Raw genomic sequence first — 22038 nt, forward strand, 5'->3', positions numbered from 1 at the left:
GGATCAGGCGCTTTCGGGAACCAGTCGGCCCGGGTTGAAGATGTGGGCGGGATCGAAGGCATCCTTCATGCGCGCATGGATGCGCGCCAGCGCCGGCGCCAGCGGCTGGAACACGCCGCTGCCCTTGTCGCCGCCACGGAACAGGGTCGCATGGCCGCCGCAGGCTTGCACCGTGCGCCGGATCGCCTGGGCCGTGGTGGCATCGCCGTCGGCGCGCAGCCAGCGCTGGGCGCCGCCCCATTCGATCAGCTGGTCGCCGCCGAGCACGAGCGCGCCGGTGGTCGACGGCACCGACAGCCTCCAAAGGGGTTCGCCCCCTGAGAAGAAGGCATGCCGCTGTTCGCGTACGTCGGCCCAGAACGCAGTCGCATCCGGATGCGGCACCGCTTCGCCGCCCAGCAGCCGCATCGCGGCGTCGACCGCCGCCTCGGCGCCGGACAGGCGCAATGCCAACTGGCCGCCGCACCAGGCGCTGCCCGACAGCGGCAAAGGCTGGCCGCCCCATTCGTTCAGGCGCCGGATGGCGTCGATCTCGCTCATCTCGAAGCGCAGCGTGGCTTCGGCGAAGGGCCGCGGCAACACCTTCAAGGACACTTCCAGCAGCAGGCCGAGCGTGCCCATCGAACCGGCCAGCATGCGCGAGACGTCGTAGCCGGCCACGTTCTTCATCACCTTGCCGCCGAACGCCAGCACGTCGCCCTTCCCGTCCAGCAGCCTGGCGCCGAGCACGAAGTCGCGCGTGGCGCCGCTGCTGGCGCGCCGTGGACCGCACAGGCCCGCCGCGACGGTGCCGCCCACGGTGGCGGTGGCGCCGAAATGCGGCGGCTCGAAGGCCAGCATCTGATTGTGCCGGGCGAGCAGCGCCTCGATCTCGGCCAGCGACGTGCCGCAGCGCGCCGTGATCACGAGCTCGGTCGGCTCGTAGTCGACGATGCCGGCGTAGCCGCGGGTGTCGAGGATGGCGCCGCGCGGAGCGCCGCCATACCAGTCCTTGCTGCCGCCGCCGCGGATGCACAGCGGTTCATGCTCGCGCGCCGCGGCCCGCACCCGCTCCTGGAATTGTTCGATCGTTCCCATATCGGCTCTCGTTCAAAAACGCGGCAGGTCCGGGAACGGAACCTCGCCGTGGTGCACGTGCAGCTTGCCGAATTCGGCGCAGCGGTGCGGGGTCGGGATCGCCTTGTCCGGATTGAGCAGCGCGACCGGGTCGAAGGCATGCTTGACCGCGAAGAAGGCGTCGAGCTCCTTGCGGCCGAACTGCACGCACATCGAGTCGATCTTTTCCTTGCCCACGCCGTGCTCGCCGGTGATGGTGCCGCCCACTTCGACGCACAGCGCCAGGATCGCGGCCCCGAAGGCTTCGGCGCGCTCGAATTCGCCGGGCGCGCTGGCGTCGAACAGGATCAGCGGATGCATATTGCCGTCGCCGGCGTGGAACACGTTCGAGCAACGCAGGCCGTAGGTATGCTCCATTTCGGCGATGCCGGCCAGCACCCGCGCCAGCTGCTTGCGCGGGATGGTGCCGTCCATGCAGTAATAGTCGGGCGAGATGCGGCCCGCCGCCGGAAAGGCGTTCTTGCGGCCGGACCAGAAACGCACCCGCTCCGCCTCGCTCTGCGACACGGCAATGGCGGTCGCGCCGGCGCGCTCGAGCACCGCGCTCATGCGCGCGATTTCCTCGGCCACTTCGAGCGCCGTGCCGTCGGCCTCGCACAGCAGGATGGCGGCGGCGTCGAGGTCGTAGCCGGCCCGCACGAAGGGCTCGACCATGCGCACCGAGGTGCGGTCCATCATCTCGAGGCCGGCCGGGATGATGCCGGCCGCGATCACGTCGGCCACCGCATTGCCGGCCGTGACCACGTCCGGGAACGAGGCCATGATCACCTGGGCCAGCGCCGGCTTGGGCACCAGCTTCACCGTCACCTCGGTGACGATACCCAGCATGCCCTCGGAACCGATGAACACGGCCAGCAGGTCGAGCCCCGGCGCGTCGAGCGCCGCGCCGCCAAGTTCGACGACGTCGCCCTCGATGGTGGCCACCCGCACCCGCAGCACATTGTGCACGGTCAGGCCGTATTTGAGGCAGTGCACGCCGCCCGCGTTCTCGGCCACGTTGCCGCCGATGGTGCAGGCGATCTGCGACGAAGGATCGGGGGCGTAGTACAGGCCGAATGGCGCGGCCGCTTCGGAGATCGCCAGGTTGCGCACGCCCGGTTGCACGACGGCCGTGCGCGCCAGCGGATCGACGCGCTTGATCTGGCTCATGCGCGCAGTGGACAGCACGACGCCATCGTGGATCGGCAGCGCGCCGCCCGACAGGCCGGTGCCGGCACCGCGCGGCACCACCGGCACTTGTAACTCACGGCAGACGTCGAGGATGGCCAGCACCTGCGCTTCGTCGGTCGGCAGGGTTACGACCAGCGGCAGCTGGCGGTAGGCGGCCAGGCCATCGCATTCGTAGGGCCGGGTGTCTTCGGGGTCGGACAGGACGCAGGACGCCGGCAGGCGCGCGCGCAGGGCCGCCGCCACCTGAGCGCGCCGCGCCGCCGGGTCGGGATGGAGAGCATGATCGGGCATGCTTCGATTGTAAGCAGAAGCAAGCACATTCGCCACGTTTTGTCGTATGCTCATCCCATCGTTTTTTCTCACCAACGCATAAGGCAACATCATGGGCAACCGCCTCTCGAAAATCGCGACCCGCACCGGCGACGACGGCAGCACCGGCCTGGGCGACGGCAGCCGCACCGGCAAGGACAGCGCGCGCATCCACGCGCTGGGCGAAGTCGACGAACTCAACTCCTTCGTCGGCCTGCTGCTGTGCGAAGACATGCCGGCCGCATTGCGCGAAGAGCTGGTCTCGATCCAGCACGACCTGTTCGATCTGGGTGGCGAGCTGTGCATCCCCGGCTACCAGATGATCAAGGAAGAGCACGTGGCGCGCCTGGACGGCCTGCTCGAAAAATACAACGCCGACCTGCCGGTCCTGAAGGAATTCATCCTGCCGGCCGGCTCGCGCGCGGCCTCCACCGCCCACGTCTGCCGCACCGTGTGCCGGCGCGCCGAGCGCGCCATCGTGGCCCTGTCGAAGGCCGAGCAGATCCACGCCCACCCGCGCCAGTACGTCAACCGCCTGTCCGACCTGATGTTCGTGCTGGCGCGCGTGCTGAACCGCCATGCCGGCGGCAGCGACGTGCTGTGGCAGCACGAGCGCAAGCGGGGCTGATCCATGGACGACTTCATCGGCGTGTATGACGACGCGCTCAGCGCGCAGCAATGCGACGCGCTGCTGGCGCGCTTCGAGGCCAGCGACAAGGTCGTGCGCGGACGCACCGGCAACGGCGTCGACGTCGACAAGAAGGACAGCTACGACATCACCATCAACCTGCACCGCGAATGGGACGACGTCACCCAGCTGCTGCTCGAGACGATGTCGCGCCACCTGGTGCAGTACGTCGACCGCTACCGCATGCTGCTGATGGGATCCCTGTCGCCGACGCTGGAGCATCCGCAGACCGGCGCGCCGACGGTGCTATCGATGGACAACTTCGAGGAGGTGGGCCGTCCGTATATCGAAGACCTGGTGCGCGTGCTGTACCGGCCCGGCACCATCAACCTGCAGAAGTACCGGCAGGCCAGCGGCGGCTACCACCACTGGCATTCCGAGATCTATCCGCAGAACGCCAGCTGCGATTCGCTGCACCGGGTGCTGCTATGGATGTTCTATCTCAACGACGTGGAAGACGGCGGCGAGACCGAGTTCCTGTACCAGGGCCGCAAGATCGCGCCAAAAAAAGGGCGGCTGGTGATCGCGCCGGCCGGCTTCACCCATACCCACCGCGGCAATGTGGCCAGGAGCGGCGACAAATACATCGCTACTTCCTGGATCCTGTACCAGCGCGCCGAGGCGCTGTTCGGCCAGCCGGGCTAGCGAGAAAATCGTCCCAGGCCGGCTGCTCACCCCACTGTTCGAGCAGGTAGTCGATGAATACCCTCACCTTCTGCGGCAGGAAGCGGTTTTCGCGATAGACCGCCAGCACCTGGCTGCCGAACATGCCCACCGGCCGCGCCGCCGGCAACACATGCAACGCGCGGCCGGCGCGGATGTCCTCGCCCACGACGAAGGTCGGCAGCAGGGCGATGCCGGCGCCGCCCAGCATCGCTTCGCGCAGCGCCTGGCTGCTGTTGATCGTCAACGCGCTGGCGGGCTTGAGCGTGACCGGCGCGCCATCCACGTCGAATTCCCAGACCGCGCCTGGCCCCGCTTCGCCGAAGGTCAGGCAGCGCGCCGCCGCCAAGCCGGCGACATCTAGCGGCATGCCGCAGCGCCGTACGTAGTCGGGCGAGGCCGCCAGCACGTAGCGCAGCGGCGCTACCGGGCGCGCGACGACGCTCATCAGGTCGATCTTCGGCGACAGGCGCAGCGCGACGTCGATCCCCTCTTCCACCAGGTCGACGTGGCGGTCAAGCAGGTTCAGGACCACGCGCACCTCGGGGTAGCGCGCCATGAAGCCGGGCAGCAGCGCGGCCAGTTGCGCGTTCCCGAACGCCATCGAGGTCGACACACGCAGCGTGCCGACCGGCCCGGACCGCTGCCCGGCCGCTGCGGCCTCGATGGCCCGGCCCTCGTCGATCATGCGCACGGCGTGCTGATAGATGTCGCGTCCCGCCTCGCTCAGGCCGATGCGGCGCGTCGAGCGGTTCAGCAGCTTGAGCTGCAGCGCCTTTTCGAGCCGCGCCACCGCCTTGCTGACGCTGGCCTTGGTCGTGCCCATGCGGCGCGCCGCCTCTGAAAAACTGCCCGCCTCGACTACCTGGACAAACGGCCACACATCCGAAAAATCGCGTGGCGCCAGCTCGCTCATGGTATCCCCGTTGGAAACAATGTGTTATCACTCGAACGTATTGTATCCATAAATACATGGTCGTAATCTGGTCTCCCGACAACCGGAGACGATCATGACGGCATTCAGCATTCCAAAAACAGTTCTCGCAGCGCCCTCGTCCACCCTGCCCTTCCTGTTCATCCTGATGTGGAGCTCGGGCTATGTGGTCGGCAAGCTCGCCCTGCCTTACGCGGGACCGTTCACCCTGCTGTTCCTGCGTTTCGCGGTGGCGGCGCTGGTGCTGCTGGCGATCGCGCTCGTCACCCGGGCGCCGTGGCCGACCGGCTGGAAGCCGGCGGCGCACCTGGTGGCGGTCGGCCTGCTGGTGCAGGCGCTGCAGTTCTCCAGCCTGTACACCGGCCTGAAGCTGGGCGTGAGCGCGGGCGTGTCGGCCCTGATCGTCGGCACCATGCCGCTGTTCACCACCCTCGGGGCCAGCGTCTTCCTGCATGAACGCGTCAGCGGCCGGCAGTGGCTCGGACTGGCGGCGGGCCTGGGCGGCGTGGCGCTGGTGGTGGCCGACCGGATCGGCGGCGCCAGCATCGCTGGCCTGGGTGCGGTGAGCCTGGCGCTGGCGGGCATCACCTTTGCCACCCTGTACCAGAAAAAGTATTGCGCGGATGCCGATCTGCGCAGCGGCGGTTTCATCCAGTTGGCGGTCGCCAGCATCGTCGCGCTGCCGCTGGCCCTGGTGGTGGAAGGGTTCGAGGTGAGCTGGACGCCGGCGCTGGTACTGGCATCCGGCTGGCTGTCGATCGTCAATTCGATCGGCGCCGTCAGCCTGTTGTTCCTCATGATGCGCAAGGGCGAGGCCAGCAAGGTCGCCAGCCTGTTCTATCTGATTCCCGGCACGACGGCCTTGATGGGATTCGCCGTGCTTGGGGAAACGCTCGGCGGGATGACGTTGGCAGGTTTCGCCGTCACGGCCGGCGCGGTCCACCTCTGCACGCGCAAGCCCGACTGACACGCAAAAAAAAACCGCTTTCATGAGAAAGCGGTTTTCTGTTCGAGACGCGGTCTCAGCCGTTGTTCACCACCAGCCGCGGCTCGCCCTGCGCCACCAGGCGCGCGCGGATCGACGCCGCGATGCCCTTGGCATCCAGGCCCACCGACGCCAGCAGCGCTTGCGGATCGCCCTGGTCGATGAAGTTGTCGGGCAGGCCCAGGTTCAGCACCGGCTTGGCGATGCCGGCAGCCGCCAGCGCTTCCATCACGGCGGCGCCGGCGCCGCCCATGATGCAGCCCTCTTCCACCGTCACCAGGAAATCGTGCTCCTGCGCCAGGCGCTTGACCAGTTCGACGTCGAGCGGCTTCACGAAGCGCATGTTCGCCACGGTCGCATCGAGTTCTTCGCCCGCTTTCAGGCTTGGCGCCACCATCGAGCCGAAGGCCAGGATCGCTACGTCCTTGCCGGTGCGGCGCACTTCACCCTTGCCGATCTCGATCGAGCTCAAGGCCTCGACGATCGGCGCGCCGACGCCGGCGCCGCGCGGATAGCGCACCGCGGCCGGGCCAGGGTAATGATAAGCGGTGGTCAGCATCTGGCGGCACTCGTTCTCGTCCGAGGCGGCCATCACGACCATGTTCGGGATGCAGCGCAGGTAGGCCAGGTCGTAATTGCCGGCGTGGGTCGCGCCGTCGGCGCCGACCAGGCCCGCGCGGTCGAGCGCGAAGGTCACGTCCAGGTTCTGCAAAGCCACGTCGTGGATCAGCTGGTCGTAGGCACGCTGCAGGAAAGTCGAATAGATCGCCACGACAGGCTTCACGCCTTCGGTGGCCATGCCGGCCGCGAAGGTCACCGAGTGCTGCTCGGCGATGCCGACGTCGAAGTAGCGCTGCGGGTACTCCTGGTGGAAGCGCACCATGCCCGAGCCTTCGCGCATCGCGGGCGTGATGCCGACCAGCTTCTTGTCCGCGGCCGCCATGTCGCACAGCCAGTTGCCGAATACCTCGGTATAGGTGATCTTGCCCGGCGCGGTGGACGGCTTGATGCCTTCGAGGTGGTTGAACTTGCCGGTGCCGTGGTACAGGATCGGCTCGGCCTCCGCCAGCTTGTAGCCCTGGCCCTTCTTGGTCACCACGTGCAGGAATTGCGGGCCCTTGAGCTTCTTGATGTTTTCCAGCGTCGGAATCAAGGAATCGAGGTCGTGGCCGTCGATCGGACCGATGTAATTGAAGCCGAATTCCTCGAACATCGTGGCCGGGACCACCATGCCCTTGGCATGCTCTTCCAGCTTGCGCGCCAGATCGAGCACCGGCGCCGGCAGCACGCTCTTGCCGACGTTCTTGGCGGCGGCGTAGAACTGGCCCGACAGCAGGCGCGCCAGGTAGCGGTTCAGCGCGCCGACCGGCGGCGAGATCGACATGTCGTTGTCGTTCAGGATGACCAGCAGGTTGACGTCTTCTTCCACACCCGCGTTGTTGAGCGCCTCGAAGGCCATGCCGGCGGTCATGGAGCCGTCGCCGATGACGGCGATCGCGTGACGGTCCTCGCCCTTGATCTTGGCCGCGGTGGCCATGCCCAGCGCCGCCGAGATCGAGGTCGACGAGTGGGCGGTGCCGAAGGTGTCGTACTCGCTCTCGTCGCGCTTGGGGAAGCCCGACAGGCCGTTCAGCTGGCGCAAGGTGGGCATGCGGCCGCGGCGGCCGGTGAGGATCTTGTGCGAATAGGTCTGGTGGCCGACGTCCCACACGATGCGGTCGCGCGGCGTGTCGTACACGTAGTGCAGCGCGATCGTCAGCTCCACCGTGCCCAGGTTGGACGACAGGTGGCCGCCGGTTTTCGACACCGACTCGAGCAGGAACTGGCGCAGCTCGTGCGCCAGCGGGGTGAGCTGGGTGCGCGGCAGCTTGCGCAGGTCGGATGGGTCGTTGATTTTTTCTAGCAGGTTCATTTAGGCCTTCCGCTGCACGATCAGGTCTGCCAGTTCGCGCAGACGCTGTGCTTTGTCTCCAAATGGCGCCAGCGCTTCGTGCGCGTCACGCCGCAGTTGCTCGGCCAGCGCGCGCGATGGCTCCAGGCCGAGGATCGACACATAGGTCGGTTTGTTGTCCGCCGCGTCCTTGCCGGCGGTCTTGCCCAGCGTGGCCGAATCGGCGGTGGCGTCGAGCACGTCGTCGACCACCTGGAACGCCAGTCCCACCGCGGCGGAATAGGCATCCAGCGCTTCGAGTTCGCGCGGCTCCAGGTCGCGGCCGGCGAGCGCGCCGAGCAGCACCGACACGCGCAGCATGGCGCCGGTCTTCAACTGGTGCATGCGCTCGAGCTGTTCGCGGGTGAGCGACAGGCCGACGCTATCGAGGTCGATCGCCTGGCCGCCGCACATGCCGTTCGAGCCGGCCGCCTGCGCCAGCAGGCGCACCATCGTCAGCTGGCGCGCCGGCGGCACCGCCGCGACATCGAGGCCGGCCACCACCTCGAAGGCTTGCGCCTGCAGGGTGTCGCCGACCAGCAGCGCGGTCGCTTCGTCATAGGCCACGTGCACCGTCGGCTTGCCGCGGCGCAGGGCGTCGTCGTCCATGCACGGCATGTCGTCGTGCACCAGCGAATACACGTGGATCATCTCGACCGCGCTCGCGACCCGGGCTACTGCCTGCGGGTCGGCGTCGAACAGCGCGCCGGCGGCATACGCCAGCAGCGGGCGCACGCGCTTGCCGCCGCCGAGCGTGGTGTAGCGCATCGCCTCGTGCAGCTTGTGCGGCACGCGGTCGCTCGGGGGCAGGAAGGCGTCGAGCGCCTCTTCCACCGTTGCCTGGACGTCGCGGGTCCAGGCGCTGAAATCCTGAACCGTCATTGCGTTGCCTCGTCGTCGCTGAATGGCTTGAGCATGTCGCCTTCGAGCACCTTGACCTGGGACTCGACTTTTTCGAGCTGGGCCGCGCAGTACTTGACCAGTTCGGAGCCGCGCGCGTAGGCCGCCACCGAGGCTTCCAGCGGCAAGGCGCCGGATTCCATCTGTGTCACGAGCTGGGCCAGTTCGGCCATCGCCTGCTCGAAGGATTGCGGAGGCGCCGCGACTGCTGCCGGCGCGCTATCCGCTGTCATATTCTTTGCCATAAGTCGCTATCGTGAAGGCGCCGAGTTGTGCGCCGTGGGTCAGTCCAATCGCGTATTTTAGATCAATCCCACCCCACGGGGGGCGCACATTGCAGCATTCACAACTAGCAAGTGCGTCAACAATTCGGCCGACGCCCCTACTCTGCCCTTCTTTCCGACATGAAAACCATGCCTCATCGGCAACACATCAAGCGCCGCGCACCACAAACTCGCGCCGGCCCAAGACGGTAGAGCCTGTTACGCAGTATAATCTCCGGTTCTGTCCGAAATACCGTATTCCTCTACTTAAATACTGGTCTTTGGATTCTTTCTCTTCTTTGGAAGCTTACTTAAAGGGGGGTTGGGATGTCCGATCTGGCTACCCACGCCAAGCTGGCGCGCTCGAACGCACAGCTTCCGGTAAATGTTTATTTTGACGACGCGCTCCTCAAGCGCGAGATGCAGCAACTGTTCCACAATGGCCCGCGCTACATCGGCCATGAATTGATGGTGCCGGAAACCGGGGACTTCGCGACGCTCGCCTCCGAACACGAAGGCCGCATGCTGGTGCGTAACGCCGGCGGCATCGAAGTGCTGTCCAACGTCTGCCGCCACCGCCAGGCGCTGATGTTCAATGGCCGCGGCAATGCGAAGAACATCGTGTGCCCGCTGCACCGCTGGACCTATGACCTGAAGGGCGAATTGATTGGCGCACCGCATTTCGCGGACACGCCGTGCCTGAACCTGTCGAAAACCCCGCTGCAGAACTGGAACGGCCTGCTGTTCGAACAGAACGGCTACAACGTGATGGAAAAGCTCGGCAAGCTGTCGGTGACGAAGGATCTCGATTTCTCGGGCTATATGTTCGACCACGTCGAGATCCACGAGTGCGACTACAACTGGAAGACCTTCATCGAGGTCTACCTGGAAGATTACCACGTCGAACCGTTCCACCCGGGCCTGGGCAACTTCGTCTCGTGCGACGACCTGAAATGGGAATTCGGCAGCGACTACAGCGTGCAGACCGTGGGCGTGAACCGCGCGCTGCAGAAGGCCGGCTCGCCGGCCTATAAACGCTGGCAGGAGCAGGTCCTGAAGTTCAACAACGGCCAGCCGCCGAAGTACGGCGCGATCTGGCTGACGCTGTACCCGAACATCATGGTCGAGTGGTACCCGAACGTGCTGGTGGTGTCGACCCTGTGGCCGGACGGCCCGCAGAAGACCCGCAACGTGGTCGAGTTCTACTACCCCGAAGAGATCGTGCTGTTCGAGCGCGAATTCGTCGAGGCCGAGCGCGCCGCCTACATGGAGACGGCGGTCGAGGACGACGAGATCGGCCTGCGCATGGACGCCGGCCGCAAGATCCTGCTGGCGCGCGGCGTCAACGAGGTCGGTCCCTACCAGTCGCCGATGGAAGACGGCATGCAGCACTTCCATGAGTGGTATCGCAGCAGGATCGCCTTGTAACCCCTGAGTCGTAAAACCGGCGCCGCACCCGGCGCCACGGACCGCGCGGCGCCCATGCCGCACGGTCTTTCACTGGAAATCCGATGGCTTCCCTCTGGATGTTGTACGCCAGCTTCGCGTTCGCCGCCATGGGCGCGGGCGTGAAGCTGGCTTCCGAGTTCTATTCCACCTCCGAACTCCTGATGTACCGGGGCCTGATCGGCACCCTCATCCTGCTGCTCATGGTGCGCCACCAGGGCGGCACCTTCAAGACCCCCTTCGGCAAGGCCCACCTGTGGCGCAGCCTGGTCGGCGTGACCTCGCTGTGGCTGTGGTTCTTCGCGATCGGCCGCCTGCCGCTGGCCACCGCGATGACGCTCAACTACATGGCCCCGATCTGGATCGCGGCCGGGATGTTCGCCATGGGCTGGTGGACCAGGACCAAGCATGCCGAATGGCCGCTGGTGGTGGCGATCGCCTCCAGCTTCTTCGGCGTGACCATGGTGCTGCAGCCGGCGGTCGAGAGCAACCAGTGGCTGGGCGGCCTGGCCGGCGTGTGCTCGTCGATGATCTCGGCCATGGCCTATATGCAGGTGCGCAAGCTCGGCCAGCTGGGCGAGCCCGAGTACCGCGTGGTGTTCTACTTCTCGCTGACCACGACCCTGGTCGGCCTGGCCGCCACCTTGGCCGGCGACGGCCCGCGGGGCGCGCTATTCCATGCGCACACGATGTACGGCGCCCTCCTGCTGCTGGGGATTGGCGGCGCCGCCCTGATCGCCCAGATGTGCATGACCCGCGCCTACCGCGTGGGCAAGGTGCTGGTGGTGGCCAACCTGCAGTACACCGGCATCGTGTTCTCCACCCTATGGGGCCTGATCCTGTGGGGCGACGCCTTCGACTGGCATGTATGGCTGGGCATTGGCGTGATCCTGCTCTCGGGACTGGCCGCGACGTTCTACAATACCCGCAAGACGGCGCGCGGCGCCGTCGTCAAGGACCAGGACCCCGTGGTCAGCGAATCGTAGAAGGAGACTTAACGCCATGTTCAAGACCCTGATTTCGGCCAGCCAGCTGGCCGCCCATATCGACGACCCGAAGTGGGTCGTGGTGGACTGCCGCTACGACCTGGTGAACCTCGCCGCCGGGCGCGAAGGCTATGCCGCCGGCCACCTGCCGAACGCGGTGTTCGCCGACATCGAGACCGTGCTGTCGGGCGCCAAGCGCGGGCCTGATGGCGTGTTCCTCGGCCGCCATCCGCTGCCCGAGAAGGAAGCGCTGGCGCAAGCCCTGCGCGAGTTCGGCATCGGCGACGACACGCAAGTGGTCGCCTACGACGCCCACGGCGGCATGTTCGCGGCGCGCCTGTGGTGGCTGCTGCGCTGGCTGGGCCACGAAGCGGTCGCGGTGCTCGATGGCGGCATGGCGGCCTGGCAGGCGCTGGGCCAGCCCTTGTCGACCGAGAAGCCCAACAAACCGGGCGGCAGCCTGACCGTGCGCGCGCCTTTCGTGCCCACGGTGACGGTGCGCGAGGTGATGGTCAACCTGGAAAGCGGCCAGCGCATCGTGATCGACGCCCGCGCGGCCGACCGCTTCCGCGGCGAGAACGAAACCATCGACCCGGTGGGCGGCCACATCCCGGGCGCCAAGAACCGCTTCTTCAAGGACAACCTGCAGGCCGACGGCCGCTTCAAGGATGCTGACCAGCTGCGCGCGGAGTTCGGCGCCCTGGTCGACGATCCGGAGCGCGCCATCATGCAGTGCGGTTCGGGCGTGACCGCGTGTCACAACCTGCTGGCGCTGGAAGTGGCCGGCATGCCGGGGGCAAGCCTGTATCCGGGCTCGTGGAGCGAGTGGGTCGGCGATCCGGCGCGGCCGGTCGCGAAAGGCGCGGATTGAAGAACAAGGGCTTCGTCACGAAGCCCTTTTCTTTTGGGTCAGAACGCGTGCAGCGCCACCACGATCGCCACGCCCAGGCCGATCAGGAACACCTGCGGCACCGTCTCCTTGAGCGTCGCCCGGCGCTGCATCTGCGGCATCAGGTCGCTCACCGCGATATAGATGAAGCCCGACGAGGCGAACACCAGCACGTAGGGAATCAGGCCGCTGGCCTGGTCCAGCGTGAAGTAGCCCAGCAGGCCGCCCGCCACCGCCAGCAGGCTGCACAGCAGGTTGAACACATAGGCGCGCAGGCGCGAGAAGCCGGCGTTGAGCAGGACGATGAAGTCGCCGATCTCTTGCGGGATCTCGTGGGCGACGATGGCCAGCGCGGTCACGATGCCCACTTCCGGGTCGGCCAGAAAGGCCGCCGCGATCAGGATGCCGTCGGTGAAGTTGTGCATGCCGTCGCCGAGCAGGATCATCCAGCCCGACTTGCCGGCCTCGCGCGCGTCATGACCGTGGGCGTGGTGGTGGCCGTCGCCCTCGTGGTGGTGCGAATGGCGCAGCAGCGCCACCTTTTCCAGCAAGAAGAAGGCCAGCAGGCCCGCCAGCAGGGTGGCGAACAGGCTCTTGATGTCGGCGCCCGATTCGAAGGCTTCCGGCAGCGCGTGCAGCAGCGACGTCGCCAGCATGATGCCGACCGACAGGCTGACCATCTTTTCGACCACTTTCGACAACAGGGCGAACGAGAAAAGTGCAGCCCCGGAAATGCTGACGACGCCGGCGATCACGGTCGCCAGCAGGATGGAACTCAGGGTCGGGTCGAAAAGCGGGTCGATTTGAAAGCCTCTTGTTCTGTTCTTGCGACGATCCGCAAACCGGACATTGTACCGCTCCCGGCCCGCGGTCGTCCAAGAGCCCGTCTAAAGAGACAGGCGTCAGGCCACGCCGTGCTTGCGGAACCAGGCCAGCGCGCGGTTCCAGCCATCCTTGGCATCAAGCTCGTTGTAGTTCGGGCGGTAGTCGGCGTGGAAGGCGTGGTCGGCATCCGGATACACATGAATCGTCGAACGGCTGTTGCCCTTGTCGAGGGCGGCCTGCATGCGCTTGACCGTGTCCAGCGGGATGCCGTTGTCCTTGCCGCCATACAGGCCCAGCACCGGCACCTTGAGGTTCTGGGCGACGTCGATCGGGTGCTTCGGCGTGTTCGGGGTCGCCTCGCCTACCAGGCGGCCATACCAGGCCACGCCGGCCTTGACGTCCAGGTTGTGCGCCGCGTACAGCCAGGTGATGCGTCCGCCCCAGCAAAAACCGGTGATCCCCAGCTTGGTGGTGTCGCCGCCGCGCTGCTTGGCCCAGGCCACCACGGTGTCGAGATCGGACATGACTTGCGCGTCCGGGGTCCTGGACACGATGTTCTTGATCAGTTCTGCGGTATTCGGGGCCTTGGTCGCATCGCCCTGGCGCACGAACAGGTCGGGCGCGATCGCCATATAGCCCTGCTTGGCGAAGCGGCGCGCCACGTCCTTGATGTGTTCATGCACACCGAAGATCTCGGACACCACCAGGATCACCGGGACGTTGGTCTTGCCGCGCGGCTGGGCGCGGTAGACGGGCACGTCCTGGCCCTCGATCACGAGGATGCTGTCGGCCGCGTCGAGGCCTTCGGCATCGGTCTGGATCTGGGTTTGCGCGACCACCGGCAGCGCGGCCGCGGCGAAACCGGTGCCGACCGCCGCCTTCAAGAAGTCGCGCCGCTTCACGCCATCGTCGTAGGCGCTGGCGCCCAGCAGGCTGTGGGCATCGTTGACGAGATCTTTCATGGACATCCCCTTTCTGGTCAGAGTTGGACAGGCTTGCCAGTCTAGCATCGCCCGCGCCGACTGCACGCTCCGCACGGATGAGCGGCAAGCCATGAGCTTGCCAAGGGTCTCCACACATCTATTTTCCATCGATGCTTGAAAATGATTAAAGCGATTGCCGGCTAATCAACAGGGCGAGGTCGCGAAGTTCCACCGCGACTTCGGCATCGGCACCGACTGCCTGCTCGACTGGAAAGTGACCCATATCGCGGCGGCCGGCAACGTCGTGCTCAACGAGCGGATCGACGTCTTCCGTCACAAGGACGGCGGCGTCATCACGCTGCCGGTGATGGGCAAGGTCACGGTCGAAAACGGCGAAATCACCGTCTGGCGCGACTACTTCGACCTGGCCGACTTTGAGCGTCAACTAACCGCGCTGCGCACGCCCGACGACAGCGCCTGAACCGGGTTGCCTTCTCATGCAGCCATTGCCTTGGGCTATGGCTGCTGCATATTTTGTGTGTCTTTTGTCATTCTGATTTAACACTTGCTCGCTATCGTTTTCCGACCGCCACTCAGCCATCGCCGCGGGTGTCCCGCACGGTCTCCAGAAAAGGAAAACGCCAGCAATGAAGTCGACAGTCATCCACCAAGCAGTACGCTCCGCTTTCCGTGGCGGCAGCGCCCTCGTGATCGGTCTCGTGACGCTGCCCTTGCACGCCCAGGACGCGCCCGCGCCCGCCACGTCCGCCGACCCGGCGGCGACCGACGTGGTCGTGGTCACCGGCACCGCGTCGAAGCAATCGAAGATCAAGGCCAGCTACTCGATCACCACCATCGACGAAGACACCCTGCGCATGCAGGCCCCGACCTCGGTCACCGAGGCGGTGAAATCGGTGCCCGGTTTCTGGGTCGAGGCCTCGGGCGGCGAAGCCTCGGGCAATATTCGGGCGCGCGGCATCCCGGTCGACGGCTTCGGTTCGGTGACCCTGCTCGAAGACGGCATCCCGGTCCAGCACGACCCGTCGCTCGGCTACCTGAACGCCGACCAGGCCTTCCGCCTGGACGAAACGGTCGACCGCATCGAGGTCGTGCGCGGCGGCCCCTCGTCGGTGTTCTACACCAATGCCCCGGCCGGCGCGATCAACTTCCTGTCGCGCGAAATCGGCGACACGCCGGGCGGCTCGATCAAGTTCACGGGCAGTAACAAGGGCCAGCGCCGCGCCGACTTCTGGTACGGCACGCCACTCGGCGATGGCTGGGGCGTCGGCATCGGCGGCTTCTACCGCGTCGACGACGGCATCCGCGATCCCGGCTACCGCGCCAACGACGGCGGCCAAGTGCGCCTGAAACTGGTCAAGGAGATCGACCGCGGCCGCATGAGCTTCGACGTCAAGCACCTGGACGACAAGGTGGCGCTGTTCCTGGCGATCCCGATGCGTACCGGCGAAGACGGCAAGATCCGCGCGGTGCCCGGCTTCGACGGCAACTACGGCACCGTGGCCGGCCCCGACACCCGCCACATCCGCATGCGGATGGGTGACGGCGGCGTCTACGATTTTGACAATACCGAAGGCACCCACGTGCGCCGCGACCAGCTGAGCTTCAAGCTCGAGAAGGAACTGGGCAAGGACTGGCGCATCGACCAGTCGCTGCGCTATTCGGACACCCATACCCAGCGCAACGGCGTGTTCGCCAACCAGCTCCAGAGCATCGACGCCTTCCTCAAGAATTCCCAGGGCTTGCTGGCCCAGGTGCCGGGCGCGACCAGGCTCTCGCTGCAGTACGCAAACCTGCCCGGTGGAGCCTACCCTGGCGCCGGCGCGGTCGACAACGGCCTGATGATCGTCGGCGGCCTGCGCGGCATCACCATGCCGCTTGAAGAAATCATCAACGACACCCGCCTGTCGCGCCGTTTCAATATCGGCAGCCAGACCCACGACGTCGCCGTCGGCTACTACTTCGCCCGTTTCGACCAGGGCTTCGACCGCTATTCGTCGACGGTGCTGCTGGGCGCCCGGCACCAGGCGCCGCTGCTCGACCTGGTCGCGAACGACGCCGCCGGCAACCGCCTCGGCACCCTGACCGACCGCGGTATCTACAACCACGGCTACGAGTGGGAAAACGCGGAAGGCCGCTCGACCACCCACGCGCTGTACCTGGCCGACGAGTGGCAAGTCAACAGCCAGTTGCGCGTCGACGCCGGCCTGCGCTGGGAACGGGTGCAGACCGAAGGCTGGGTCGAGCGTCCGACCACGGTGAACGAGGGCACCTTCGCCACCTCGAGGATCCGCACCGGCAGCGGGGTGTTCGACACCTACGACCACCACTTCGACAAGACCGGCTGGACCATCGGCGCCAATTACCAGCTGGACCGCAACGCCGGCCTGTTCGGGCGCTGGACCAGCGCCTTCCGCCTGCCCAACCTGAGCTCCTACATCACCAGCCCGACCGCGAAGCCGATCATCCAGACCATGGACCTGGCCGAAGTCGGCTACAAGTTCCGCAGCCCGCTGATCGACCTGTATCCGACGCTGTTCTATTCGAAGTACGACAACGTCAGCTATACCAACTACGTGTTCTCGCTCGATAACGCGAGCGCCGCGCCGCAGACCGGTTATGCCGCCACCCGCACCTACGGGCTGGAACTGGAAGGCATGCTGCGTCCGACCGACTGGGCCGACCTGGGCTTCAATGTCACGCTGCAGAATCCCGAGTACGACAACCTGCGCTATACCGACCAGGTGAACGGCCAGCCGGTGCCGCGCGACTTCAGCGGCAACCGCCTGGTGCGCGTGCCGAAGACGAGTTTCCGCCTGGTGCCGGGCCTGAACCTGCTGGGCGACGACCTGCGCCTGCAACTGACCTGGGAATACCAGGGCGACCGCTTCGTCGATTCGGCCAACTCGGTGCGCCTGCCGTCCTACCGCGTGCTGAACTTCTCGGCGCGCTATCGTTTATCAAACAGGATGACAGGCTTCGTCTACGTCGACAACATCAACAATTCGCAAGGCCTCACCGAGGGCAATCCGCGCGCGGGCGAACTGCAGAATGCCGACGCCGGCGCCAATACCTTCCTCGCGCGCCCGATCCTGGGCCGCGCGATCAGGGCGGCGCTCAAGATCGACTTCTGATCGGAAGGGAAACACCATGCGCCTGCTGTTTCTCTTGCTGCTGATTGCCGGCTTCGACGCCCGCGCTGATACACCAGACCTGGTCTTGCGCGGCGTGCTCACCGGCGCCGACCACCAGACCTACCGCAGCGTGCCCTTCGATGTGCCGGCCGGCGTCGAGCGCATCACGGTCGCATTCGACTACGACGGCAAGGAACAGCGCTCCGTGATCGACCTCGGCCTGCTTGGCCCGGACGGAACACTGCGCGGCTGGAGCGGCGGCAACAAGCGCGTCTTCACGGTCAGCGGCGTGGACGCCACGCCGTCCTACCAGCCGACGCCGACCACGCCGGGCACCTGGGCCCTGCTGCTCGGCATCCCTAACATGCGCCAGCACGCGCAGGCCGGGTACACGGCGCAAGTCTATTTTTCACGCTCGCTGGACGTGGCCGACGAACCCGCCCTGCTGCGGCCTGTGCTGGACACGCGGGCCGGCTGGTACCGCGGCGACCTGCACACCCACACCGGCCACAGCGACGGCAGCTGCCCGACGACGAGCGGCGCTCCGCCGGTTCCCTGCCCGCTCTACATGACGGCCGTGACGGCGCGGAAGAGAAAACTCGACTTCGTCGCCATCACCGAACATAACCATGTCGGCCACGCCAACGCGATGCGCGAGATGCAGCCGCGCTTCGACCGCCTGCTCCTGATGCCGGCGCGCGAGATCACCACTTTTTACGGCCATGCCAACCTGTTCGGCACCCTGGCCCCGCTCGACTTTCGCATCGCGCCCGGCGCGCATGCCGACGCCAACAGCCTGCTGGCCGCTGCCGCGAACCTGAACGGCCTGCTGTCGATCAATCACCCGGTGCGGCCTTCGGGCGAGGAGTGCATGGGCTGCGGCTGGAAACAGGCGACCGATATGCGCCGGGTGCAGGCGATCGAGGTGGTCAATGGGCCGGACGCGGACAGCGAATGGTCGGGCATCCCGTTCTGGCATGCGCAACTGCAGCGCGGCCTGCGCATCACCGCCATCGGCGGCAGCGACAACCACCGTCCGCACGAGGCGCGCGGCATGCCGGGCGCCCTGGGCGAACCGACCACGGTCGTCCATGCGCGCGCGCTGTCGCAGCTCGCGCTGCTGGAAGGGATCCGCGCCGGCCGCGTGTTCATCGACCTGCAAAACGTGCCGGGCCGCTTGCTGGAATTGACGGCGCAGGCGTCCGGCAGGCACGCGATGATGGGCGATGCGCTGGCCGTGAAAAAAGGCGACAGCGCCCGCTTCAGCGTGCGCGTGGCGCAGGCGAAAGGAGCGCGGATCGAGGTGCTGTTCGATGGCGAACGCTCGGCCCTGCTGGCGCAGCGCGACGTCGATGGCGACGACGTGGTGCGTGAATTCACCTGGCGCAGCGACGGCAAGCGCCACTGGGTGCGGGTCGACGTGCGCGATGGCGCGGGCAAGCTCATTTTGCTCGGCAATCCGATCTACCTGAATCCGGAAGCCGGCTGAGCTTATACTTGTCGGCTCATAGCGGACAAGACAGGGATTTTCGTGCACCGGCTGGAAGACTATTTCACGCAACTGCAATCGACCTTGCCACCGGACGGCCCTGGCTTCAGCGCCGCCATCCTGTGCGACGGCAAGCTCGTATTCGAGCTTCACCACGGCATGGCGTCGCTCGAACTGAAGGTGCCCTTGGCCTCCGATTCGGCCTATTACCTCGCCTCCGAATCCAAGCAGTTCACCGCCGCCTGCGTGCTGTCGCTGGTGCGCGAGGGCGCCATCGCGCTCGATGACGACGTCTGCATCCACCTGCCCGAACTGGCCAGGTTCGAACAACCCTTCCCGCTTCGCAGCCTGCTCAATCACAGCAGCGGTATTCCCGATTATTTCCAGTTCATCGAATGCCAGTTGTCGCGCCACGAGGCCGACTACTTCGACAACCGGATGATCCTGGACCTGATCAAGCGTCTCGACACCGTCGTCTTCCCCACCTCGACCGGGTACCGCTACAGCAACAGCAACTACATCCTGCTCGCCGCCCTGGTGGAGCGCCTGAGCGGCATGTCGCTGGCCCGCTATGCCAGAGCCAGGCTGTTCGATCCGCTACGCATGCGGCGCATCGCGTTCGACGAGGACCGCTTCAGCATCATCGAACACCGGGTCTTCAGCTACGAGGCCGATGCTGCGCGTCCCTTCGGCTACAAGCAGCACCTGGGCAATGCCAACACGGTCGGCGATGGTGGCGTGTATGCCAGCATCAACGAGCTGCTGCGCTGGGAAAAAGAGTGGCACCGCCAGTGGGCCGATCCATCGAGCCTGCTGCACGCGATGTTGCAGCCATCGCCCTTGCTGGACGGTTCAGTGCCGGCTTACCGCTTCGGGCTGGAAGTGATCCAGCGCACAGGCCATGACGTCGTGTTCCACAGCGGCGGGCTGTGGGGATTCAATACGCTCATCGTGCGGATTCCGGCGCTGCGGATGTCGGTGATCCACCTGGCCAACTGCGAGACGGCGCAGCCGGACCTGCAGCAGATCCTGGGCGCCGCCCTCGACTGAGCGCAACGACAGCACCGACCACAGGAGATCACGATGTTCTCGCACGTATTCATCGGCACCAACGATTTCGAGCGCACCTTCCGGCTGTATGCGGCGCTGATGGAAACGCTCGGCAATCCGCTGCGCTTCTGCGACCGGGAACGGCCGTGGGCAGGCTGGCAATCGCATCCCGGCCCGCGTCCCTTGCTGCTGGTCGGGGCGCCGTACGACGGCAATCCTCACGCGGCGGGCAACGGCCAGATGGTGGCGCTGACGGCTGCGGATCGCGCCACTGTGGACCTGGCCTACCAGACTGCACTCGATCACGGCGCGATGCCGGAAGGCGCGCCGGGGCTACGTCCCGAGTACCACGCGCATTATTACGCAGCCTATTTCAGGGACACCGAGGGCAACAAGGTCTGCGTCGTCTGCCACGATCCGGTATAGGGTTTTTCATGCCAGGCCGCATCTCCGCTGAACGCGGCGCCCTCAGATCCGGGCCAGTTTCCACTTCTCGCCCAGCTTGCGGTCCCAGGCCGCGGGCTTGAACACGAAGCGGCCGGCGACCGGCGTGAAGGTCATCTCGCCGAAGTAGATCTTGCCCTTCAGGTTGTACAGGTCGACGCGCACGAAGTCGAACTCCTTCGACAGGACACGCGCGAGCTCCATCATCTTGTCGAAATTCTCCGGCTTCGGGATGTCGCGCTCCTTGAACTTGTCGCGATAGGTCACGTCCAGTTTGTTCCACTCGGTATCGTAGAACGGATTGATGTCATGGCGGCCGTTGTCGACCTGGATGACTTCCGGCTCGCCGTTGAAGCAGAAGAAACGGTAGTCCAGCGGGCCGTCCTCGAAGCCGTCGTCGAGGAATTCCTCGACCAGCACGCGGCGCGGGATATGATAGTAGTGATACTCGCGCGCGCCCCAGTAGTAGTTTTCGCCCAGCCACTTGCGCACCTTGGCGATGATGGCCGAACGGTCGGCGCCCGCCTTGTAGACGATATTGCCGCCCGAGCCATGATTGGTCTTGATCATGCACTTTTCGGGCAGCGTATCGCAGGGGATGGCGGCCGGATCCGTGCCGCTCCAGATCAGCTTGACCAGGTATTCCTCGCCGATCTTCTCACGGATGAATTCGCGCACCTGGTATTTATCGGCCAGCTTGGTAAATAGTGGATTCTGCTCGCGGTTCAGGTCGAGCATGCGGCAAAAGATTTTCTCGGACCATGTCTGCGGCGTCTCGGTATTCAGCCGTTTCCCATACAATCTGGTGTATTCCTGATGCAAAAACGCGTCTCCGCTGCTCTTGCGAAACAGACGCCATTTCAGCACACGTAACTTGTATGGAATTTGCACAGCGTTCCCCATCCCTGGTGATAAAAGTGGCAACGATCTTATCAGTTTTCCAGAAAGCATGACGTTCTCTTGATGCAAGAATATCAATAGAGAGACGACCGCTGCCGGGCGCTCCGCTCTCGCATATCGCTGAGCCCCGGCGCAGACTGCCCCTTTCAGTAAATGGCCGCACGAACGGTGCTCGCCTTCCAGTCCAGTGTCTTAAGCAAACGACGCCATTCCGACCGCGGCTCGGAAAACAGCCACCGTTCGGTATCGGCCGCATCGAGACAGCCAAGCGGGCGGGCGAGCGATTCAAGCGCGAGACAGTACCGCTCGTAATCATGCCCGGACATGCGTTCGTGAATGCCGGTTCCCCCAGGACTTAACCGGATGAAATGGTCGCGTGACCGCATGAATGCCGGCGCTCCTCCTGCCTTCGCATGCCAGTTTTCCTCGCTCAGCGCAAGAACGCTCTTGCCCAGCCATTGATCCAGAATGAGAGCCCCTGGACACCGCATAAAGAACATCAACTTGGTGAAGAACGAAGCGCGCATGCCCTGCAGGATGCGACTGGAAGCGAGATGCTGGAAATCGTCGAATGCCTGGGCTCGGGTCATTCCGGGAAGTCGCTCGATCAGTGCGGCGATTCTGGGGATGGAAGCCCAGAGCAGCTTGTTGTTCCGCGTGCTGCGATAATTCGCGCGCCCCCACGCCATGACAGCCGCGACCCGGAGCGCGATGGGAACGTCGTCACGCGCGCAAAATGCGGCGAGTTGCTGGCGAGTCAAACGCGCATGGAGTTCGGCATATCCCGCGGCGGCAAGGACATTTGCCAGGCCAGCATCGAAGGTGCGCGCCCAGTCGATTGCCGACAATCCTTCCCATGGCGCTGGCTCGGCGGTCGAACGCAGCAGCGCGATAAACTCGGGGCGGAAAGCGGGCTGGAAGGGATAGGTGAGAGAGCGGGCTGCCATCGGATTCTCCTGAAAAGTATGCGATGACT

General features: G+C 65.6%; 21 protein-coding genes. 11 read left to right on the forward strand and 10 right to left on the reverse strand.

All coding sequences use genetic code 11. The features are described 5' to 3' along the window. Positions 1–3: 3 nt before the first annotated feature. Both glcE and J3U95_RS01335 read right to left on the reverse strand, forming a co-directional pair. A complete protein-coding gene (glcE, locus tag J3U95_RS01330) occupies positions 4–1077 on the reverse strand; it encodes a glycolate oxidase subunit GlcE (protein ID WP_208276913.1) in 1074 nt (357 codons plus the stop codon). 12 nt (positions 1078–1089) lie between these two features. Further along, complete coding sequence (locus tag J3U95_RS01335) at positions 1090–2577, reverse strand: FAD-linked oxidase C-terminal domain-containing protein (protein ID WP_208276914.1); 1488 nt, start codon at positions 2575–2577, stop codon at positions 1090–1092. A 91-nt stretch (positions 2578–2668) separates the two neighbouring features. Here J3U95_RS01335 and J3U95_RS01340 point away from each other — a divergent pair, with 91 nt between their 5' ends. Both J3U95_RS01340 and J3U95_RS01345 read left to right on the forward strand, forming a co-directional pair. Continuing rightward, positions 2669–3223 (forward strand): cob(I)yrinic acid a,c-diamide adenosyltransferase, encoded by a 555-nt coding sequence (locus J3U95_RS01340; RefSeq protein ID WP_005668037.1) that lies wholly within the window; start codon positions 2669–2671, stop codon positions 3221–3223. A gap of 3 nt (positions 3224–3226) precedes the next feature. Beyond that, positions 3227–3928 carry a 2OG-Fe(II) oxygenase gene (locus J3U95_RS01345; protein ID WP_208276915.1) on the forward strand — a complete coding sequence of 234 codons (702 nt, stop codon included), beginning with the start codon at positions 3227–3229 and terminating at the stop codon, positions 3926–3928. Here J3U95_RS01345 and J3U95_RS01350 read toward each other — a convergent pair. Then, on the reverse strand, positions 3873–4862 hold the full coding sequence (locus J3U95_RS01350) for a LysR family transcriptional regulator (protein ID WP_208276916.1): 990 nt from the start codon (positions 4860–4862) through the stop codon (positions 3873–3875). The two genes, J3U95_RS01345 and J3U95_RS01350, sit on opposite strands and share 56 nt — an antisense overlap. Before the next feature lie 94 nt (positions 4863–4956). Between J3U95_RS01350 and J3U95_RS01355 the strand changes: the two genes are divergently transcribed. Continuing rightward, entirely contained in the window at positions 4957–5847 is an 891-nt protein-coding gene (locus tag J3U95_RS01355) for a DMT family transporter (RefSeq protein ID WP_208276917.1), read from the forward strand. A gap of 55 nt (positions 5848–5902) precedes the next feature. Here J3U95_RS01355 and dxs read toward each other — a convergent pair whose 3' ends face one another. Genes dxs through J3U95_RS01370 form a run of 3 tightly spaced genes read right to left on the reverse strand, consistent with a single transcriptional unit; the run spans position 5903 to position 8928 of the window. Beyond that, positions 5903–7777, reverse strand: a complete 1875-nt coding sequence (dxs, locus tag J3U95_RS01360; protein ID WP_208276918.1) for a 1-deoxy-D-xylulose-5-phosphate synthase — start codon at positions 7775–7777, stop codon at positions 5903–5905. Beyond that, positions 7778–8677 carry a polyprenyl synthetase family protein gene (locus J3U95_RS01365; protein ID WP_208276919.1) on the reverse strand — a complete coding sequence of 300 codons (900 nt, stop codon included), beginning with the start codon at positions 8675–8677 and terminating at the stop codon, positions 7778–7780. Beyond that, complete coding sequence (locus tag J3U95_RS01370; RefSeq protein ID WP_229519571.1) at positions 8674–8928, reverse strand: exodeoxyribonuclease VII small subunit; 255 nt, start codon at positions 8926–8928, stop codon at positions 8674–8676. The genes J3U95_RS01365 and J3U95_RS01370 overlap by 4 nt, the downstream gene beginning before the upstream one ends. 357 nt (positions 8929–9285) lie before the next feature. On the opposite strand from J3U95_RS01370, the gene J3U95_RS01375 reads away from it, so the two are divergent. The 3 genes from J3U95_RS01375 to J3U95_RS01385 all read left to right on the forward strand — a co-directional run bounded on the left by J3U95_RS01375 (position 9286) and on the right by J3U95_RS01385 (position 12261). After that, on the forward strand, positions 9286–10386 hold the full coding sequence (locus tag J3U95_RS01375) for an aromatic ring-hydroxylating oxygenase subunit alpha (protein WP_005668024.1): 1101 nt from the start codon (positions 9286–9288) through the stop codon (positions 10384–10386). Between the two features lie 83 nt (positions 10387–10469). After that, positions 10470–11390 (forward strand): DMT family transporter, encoded by a 921-nt coding sequence (locus J3U95_RS28870; RefSeq protein ID WP_208276921.1) that lies wholly within the window; start codon positions 10470–10472, stop codon positions 11388–11390. Between the two features lie 16 nt (positions 11391–11406). Beyond that, positions 11407–12261 carry a sulfurtransferase gene (locus J3U95_RS01385; protein ID WP_208276922.1) on the forward strand — a complete coding sequence of 285 codons (855 nt, stop codon included), beginning with the start codon at positions 11407–11409 and terminating at the stop codon, positions 12259–12261. Positions 12262–12299: 38 nt separating this feature from the next. On the opposite strand, the gene J3U95_RS01390 is transcribed toward J3U95_RS01385, so the two are convergent. Both J3U95_RS01390 and J3U95_RS01395 read right to left on the reverse strand, forming a co-directional pair. Continuing rightward, positions 12300–13034: a ZIP family metal transporter gene (locus J3U95_RS01390; protein WP_137175510.1), complete on the reverse strand. Its 735-nt coding sequence runs from the start codon at positions 13032–13034 to the stop codon at positions 12300–12302. A gap of 147 nt (positions 13035–13181) precedes the next feature. Next, entirely contained in the window at positions 13182–14066 is an 885-nt protein-coding gene (locus J3U95_RS01395) for a dienelactone hydrolase family protein (protein WP_208276923.1), read from the reverse strand. Between the two features lie 154 nt (positions 14067–14220). Here J3U95_RS01395 and J3U95_RS01400 point away from each other — a divergent pair, with 154 nt between their 5' ends. From J3U95_RS01400 to J3U95_RS01420, 5 genes are all read left to right on the forward strand, one after another. Continuing rightward, positions 14221–14508, forward strand: a complete 288-nt coding sequence (locus J3U95_RS01400) for a limonene-1,2-epoxide hydrolase family protein (RefSeq protein ID WP_208276924.1) — start codon at positions 14221–14223, stop codon at positions 14506–14508. A 166-nt stretch (positions 14509–14674) separates the two neighbouring features. Continuing rightward, the gene (locus J3U95_RS01405; protein WP_208276925.1) at positions 14675–17179 is read left to right on the forward strand and encodes a TonB-dependent receptor; all 2505 of its coding nucleotides are present in this window, start codon (positions 14675–14677) and stop codon (positions 17177–17179) included. 16 nt (positions 17180–17195) lie between these two features. Beyond that, the gene (locus J3U95_RS01410; protein WP_208276926.1) at positions 17196–18668 is read left to right on the forward strand and encodes a CehA/McbA family metallohydrolase; all 1473 of its coding nucleotides are present in this window, start codon (positions 17196–17198) and stop codon (positions 18666–18668) included. A gap of 42 nt (positions 18669–18710) precedes the next feature. After that, positions 18711–19718, forward strand: coding sequence for a serine hydrolase domain-containing protein (locus tag J3U95_RS01415; protein WP_208276927.1), 1008 nt, complete (start codon positions 18711–18713; stop codon positions 19716–19718). A gap of 33 nt (positions 19719–19751) precedes the next feature. Next, a complete protein-coding gene (locus J3U95_RS01420) occupies positions 19752–20144 on the forward strand; it encodes a VOC family protein (RefSeq protein WP_208276928.1) in 393 nt (130 codons plus the stop codon). A gap of 42 nt (positions 20145–20186) precedes the next feature. Here J3U95_RS01420 and J3U95_RS01425 read toward each other — a convergent pair whose 3' ends face one another. Both J3U95_RS01425 and J3U95_RS01430 read right to left on the reverse strand, forming a co-directional pair. Continuing rightward, positions 20187–21113, reverse strand: a complete 927-nt coding sequence (locus tag J3U95_RS01425) for an ATP-grasp fold amidoligase family protein (RefSeq protein ID WP_307728318.1) — start codon at positions 21111–21113, stop codon at positions 20187–20189. 95 nt (positions 21114–21208) lie between these two features. After that, on the reverse strand, positions 21209–22009 hold the full coding sequence (locus tag J3U95_RS01430) for an 8-oxoguanine DNA glycosylase OGG fold protein (protein WP_208276930.1): 801 nt from the start codon (positions 22007–22009) through the stop codon (positions 21209–21211). Positions 22010–22038: the final 29 nt, after the last annotated feature.

This window comes from Massilia oculi (assembly GCF_017582745.1).
GTDB classification, from domain to species: domain Bacteria; phylum Pseudomonadota; class Gammaproteobacteria; order Burkholderiales; family Burkholderiaceae_D; genus Telluria; species Telluria oculi_A.

Coding starts and splice junctions, on each gene's coding strand:
- glcE (WP_208276913.1), bottom strand. CDS start 1,077: ATGGGAACGATCGAACAATTCCAGGAGCGGGTGCGGGCCGCGGCGCGC.
- J3U95_RS01335 (WP_208276914.1), bottom strand. CDS start 2,577: ATGCCCGATCATGCTCTCCATCCCGACCCGGCGGCGCGGCGCGCTCAG.
- J3U95_RS01340 (WP_005668037.1), top strand. CDS start 2,669: ATGGGCAACCGCCTCTCGAAAATCGCGACCCGCACCGGCGACGACGGC.
- J3U95_RS01345 (WP_208276915.1), top strand. CDS start 3,227: ATGGACGACTTCATCGGCGTGTATGACGACGCGCTCAGCGCGCAGCAA.
- J3U95_RS01350 (WP_208276916.1), bottom strand. CDS start 4,862: ATGAGCGAGCTGGCGCCACGCGATTTTTCGGATGTGTGGCCGTTTGTC.
- J3U95_RS01355 (WP_208276917.1), top strand. CDS start 4,957: ATGACGGCATTCAGCATTCCAAAAACAGTTCTCGCAGCGCCCTCGTCC.
- dxs (WP_208276918.1), bottom strand. CDS start 7,777: ATGAACCTGCTAGAAAAAATCAACGACCCATCCGACCTGCGCAAGCTG.
- J3U95_RS01365 (WP_208276919.1), bottom strand. CDS start 8,677: ATGACGGTTCAGGATTTCAGCGCCTGGACCCGCGACGTCCAGGCAACG.
- J3U95_RS01370 (WP_229519571.1), bottom strand. CDS start 8,928: ATGACAGCGGATAGCGCGCCGGCAGCAGTCGCGGCGCCTCCGCAATCC.
- J3U95_RS01375 (WP_005668024.1), top strand. CDS start 9,286: ATGTCCGATCTGGCTACCCACGCCAAGCTGGCGCGCTCGAACGCACAG.
- J3U95_RS28870 (WP_208276921.1), top strand. CDS start 10,470: ATGGCTTCCCTCTGGATGTTGTACGCCAGCTTCGCGTTCGCCGCCATG.
- J3U95_RS01385 (WP_208276922.1), top strand. CDS start 11,407: ATGTTCAAGACCCTGATTTCGGCCAGCCAGCTGGCCGCCCATATCGAC.
- J3U95_RS01395 (WP_208276923.1), bottom strand. CDS start 14,066: ATGAAAGATCTCGTCAACGATGCCCACAGCCTGCTGGGCGCCAGCGCC.
- J3U95_RS01405 (WP_208276925.1), top strand. CDS start 14,675: ATGAAGTCGACAGTCATCCACCAAGCAGTACGCTCCGCTTTCCGTGGC.
- J3U95_RS01410 (WP_208276926.1), top strand. CDS start 17,196: ATGCGCCTGCTGTTTCTCTTGCTGCTGATTGCCGGCTTCGACGCCCGC.
- J3U95_RS01420 (WP_208276928.1), top strand. CDS start 19,752: ATGTTCTCGCACGTATTCATCGGCACCAACGATTTCGAGCGCACCTTC.
- J3U95_RS01425 (WP_307728318.1), bottom strand. CDS start 21,113: ATGCTTTCTGGAAAACTGATAAGATCGTTGCCACTTTTATCACCAGGG.
- J3U95_RS01430 (WP_208276930.1), bottom strand. CDS start 22,009: ATGGCAGCCCGCTCTCTCACCTATCCCTTCCAGCCCGCTTTCCGCCCC.